A 2,793-nucleotide genomic window follows, 5' to 3' on the forward strand; every position below is an offset into this window, starting at 1 on the left:
GCGTCTTCATGCGCCTACTCCCATTTCCTTGAGCTTGCCGACCAGCGCGTCGACATCAGCCACCTTGATCCCGGCGCTGCGCACTGGCGGCTCGGTCACCTTCAATGTGGTCAGGCGCGGCGTGATATCCACCCCGTAATCGCCCGGCGTCTTCATATCGAGCGGCTTTTTCTTGGCCTTCATGATGTTGGGCAGCGAGGCATAGCGCGGCTCATTAAGGCGAAGATCGGTGGTAACGATGGCAGGCGTGCTGATCTTGAGCGTCTGTACGCCGCCATCGACCTCGCGCGCCACGGTGACGCTGTCGCCCTCGACCACGATCGTGTTGGCGAAGGTCGCCTGACCCCAGCCAAGCAATGCTGCGAGCATCTGGCCGGTCTGGTTGCTGTCGTCGTCGATCGCCTGTTTGCCGAGCAAGATGAGCCCAGGGGCTTCCTCAGCGGCAACCTTGGCGAGCAGCTTGGCCACCGCCAGCGGCTCGACGGTTTCGTCGGTCTCGATCAGGATCGCGCGGTCGGCGCCCATCGCAAGCGCGGTGCGCAACGTTTCCTGCGCCTTGGCCGGTCCGACCGAGACGGCGATGACTTCCTCTGCCTTGCCCGCTTCACGGATGCGCAGCGCCTCTTCGACGGCGATCTCGTCGAACGGGTTCATGCTCATCTTGACATTGGCGAGGTCGACCCCGCTGCCGTCAGCCTTGACGCGCGGCTTCACGTTGTAATCGATCACCCTTTTGACGGGTACGAGGATCTTCATGGTGCTTCCTTCCTGCGATTCATTCATTCGGGCAGCGAGCTTGGCTCACAAGACTTGTGGCGCGCATTCCGTCGGATGATTACCGGTCTTTGATTATCTTTTCGAGTTCTGCGGCGCGACGGTCGGCATCATCCAGCTTGTCGTTGGCTGACTTGACGGTGCGATCAATCTCAGCCGCCAGCGCATCGGTCTTGCGCAGGGTGGATTCGACCTTGCCAACCGGGCTGTCCGGAGCAGCGCCCGATCCGGAAGCCGCAGGCGCGGCGGTATCTACACCTGCCGCAGCACCCTGTGCCTGATTTTCGGGAGCGGACATCATGGCACGGCCTTCGTCGGCGACCCCGGCATCCGATGCAGCATCGTCAGCCTGAACCGCCGCATCAGCCGCAGCGTCCTCAGCTGGCGTCGGCGATGAACATGCGGCCAGCGACAGTGCAGTGGCGGCGACAATCCAAACTTTCATGCTGCGTCCTTCCCAATTGTTCTGTGGCGGAATTTAGTTTCCGTTCACGTAAACGTCAAGTGTCTCTCAAGCTTCGAAGCGGCATAGCACTTCTCCTCTCCCTTCACGGGAGAGGATATGGAGACTTGGCAGCGTTGCTGCCTAGTCGGAATTCGAGAGGGCCTGCGGCTGCATGATCACGCTGCCGCTGCTCTTCACCCTCTCCCAGCTACGACTAGGTTCGCTCACGCTCACCAAGTCTTTGCAACCCTCTCCCGTCGAGGGAGAGAGGTTTTTGCTTAGCCTAAGCCGCTTCCTTCACCTGCGCCACGATCTTCTCTGCCGCGTCGCCCAGATTGTCGGCGCTGACGATCGGCAGGCCGCTGTTGGCCAGGATCGCCTTGCCCTCAGCGACATTGGTGCCTTCAAGCCGCACCACCAGCGGCACCGACAGGTTCACTTCCTTGGCCGCTGCAACAATGCCCTCGGCGATGATGTCGCATTTCATAATGCCGCCGAAGATGTTGACCAGAATGCCCTTCACTGCGGGATCGGACAGGATGATCTTGAACGCCGCTGTCACCTTTTCCTTGCTCGCGCCGCCGCCGACATCAAGGAAGTTGGCCGGAAACATGCCATTGAGCTTGATGATGTCCATCGTCGCCATCGCAAGACCCGCGCCGTTGACCATGCAGCCGATGTCGCCATCGAGCTTGATATAGGCGAGGTCATATTTGCTGGCCTCGACCTCCATCGGGTCTTCCTCGGTCTCGTCACGCAACTTTTCGACATCGGGGTGACGGTAGAGCGCGTTCGAATCGAAGCTCATCTTGGTGTCGAGCACCAGCAGCTGGCCGTCTTTGGTTTCGACCAGCGGGTTGATCTCAAGCATCGCGCAATCAAGATCGATAAACGCGGTGTAAAGCTGCTGCGCGACCTTGGCCGCCTGCTTGTTGAGATCGCCGGTCAGCTTCAAGGCAAACGCCACCGCACGGCCATGGTGCGGCATGAAGCCGGTGGCAGGGTCGATGGTGATGGTGGTGATCCGCTCGGGCGTGTCATGCGCCACCGCCTCGATGTCCATGCCGCCTTCGGTCGACACGATCATCGCGACCCGGCCCGACTTGCGGTCGACCAGCAGCGAGAGATAATATTCCGAGGCGATATCAACGCCATCGGTGACATAGAGCCGGTTGACCTGCTTGCCCGCATCGCCGGTCTGGATGGTGACCAGTGTGTTGCCCAGCATGTCGGTCGCATCAGCGCGCACGTCATCGATGGACTTGGCGAGCCGCACGCCGCCCTTGGCCTCGCTGCCCAATTCCTTGAACTTGCCCTTGCCGCGTCCGCCTGCGTGGATTTGCGCCTTCACGACATACAGCGGCCCAGGAAGCTTTTCTGCGCCCGCCACCGCCTCTGCAACCGTCAGCGCGGCATGGCCTGCCGGAATGCCGATGCCGTATTTCGCGAGCAGTTCCTTGGCCTGATATTCGTGAATGTTCATGCAGGTTCCCATGCCTTTCTGATCGGGCCGGGCGTGCGAACCAACAAGCGGTCGTGGCCTGGCCGACAAGCGGTCGATAAAGCGTTCTCGA

General features: G+C 60.9%; 3 protein-coding genes. All 3 read right to left on the minus strand.

Annotated features, from left to right (window positions below; translation table 11 throughout):
* Positions 1-6: 6 nt before the first annotated feature.
* The gene (locus tag ACEW8G_RS08395; RefSeq protein ID WP_373487975.1) at positions 7-756 is read right to left on the minus strand and encodes an electron transfer flavoprotein subunit beta/FixA family protein; all 750 of its coding nucleotides are present in this window, start codon (positions 754-756) and stop codon (positions 7-9) included.
* Between the two features lie 79 nt (positions 757-835).
* The gene (locus tag ACEW8G_RS08400; RefSeq protein WP_373487976.1) at positions 836-1,219 is read right to left on the minus strand and encodes a hypothetical protein; all 384 of its coding nucleotides are present in this window, start codon (positions 1,217-1,219) and stop codon (positions 836-838) included.
* A gap of 283 nt (positions 1,220-1,502) precedes the next feature.
* Positions 1,503-2,702 carry an ADP-forming succinate--CoA ligase subunit beta gene (sucC, locus tag ACEW8G_RS08405; protein WP_373487977.1) on the minus strand — a complete coding sequence of 400 codons (1,200 nt, stop codon included), beginning with the start codon at positions 2,700-2,702 and terminating at the stop codon, positions 1,503-1,505.
* Between the last annotated feature and the right edge of the window lie 91 nt (positions 2,703-2,793).

It is taken from the genome of Blastomonas sp. (assembly GCF_041747255.1).
In the GTDB taxonomy this organism is placed as follows: Bacteria; Pseudomonadota; Alphaproteobacteria; order Sphingomonadales; family Sphingomonadaceae; genus Blastomonas.